Raw genomic sequence first — 266 nt, 5'->3', positions numbered from 1 at the left:
ACGCGAAGATGGGTGCGGAAGCAATCCAGGCTCTGCTGAAGAGCATGGATCTGGAGCAAGAGTGCGAACAGTTGCGTGAAGAGCTGAACGAAACCAACTCCGAAACCAAGCGTAAAAAGCTGACCAAGCGTATCAAACTGTTGGAAGCGTTCGTTCAGTCTGGTAACAAACCAGAGTGGATGATCCTGACCGTTCTGCCGGTACTGCCGCCAGATCTGCGTCCGCTGGTTCCGCTGGATGGTGGTCGTTTCGCGACTTCTGACCTG

At 54.1% G+C, this 266-nt stretch carries 1 protein-coding gene; it reads left to right on the top strand.

What is annotated here, in order from left to right; all coding sequences use genetic code 11:
- On the top strand, window positions 1–266 hold a 266-nt coding region (locus SB756_RS30900; protein WP_410913345.1), incomplete at both ends, for a hypothetical protein.

Origin of the sequence: Pseudomonas sp. SIMBA_068, assembly GCF_046534705.1 — a bacterium.
In the GTDB taxonomy this organism is placed as follows: Bacteria; Pseudomonadota; Gammaproteobacteria; order Pseudomonadales; family Pseudomonadaceae; genus Aquipseudomonas; species Aquipseudomonas putida.
Note: the sequence above shows the minus strand (reverse complement) of the source record. Positions and strands in the feature narration are given on the sequence as shown.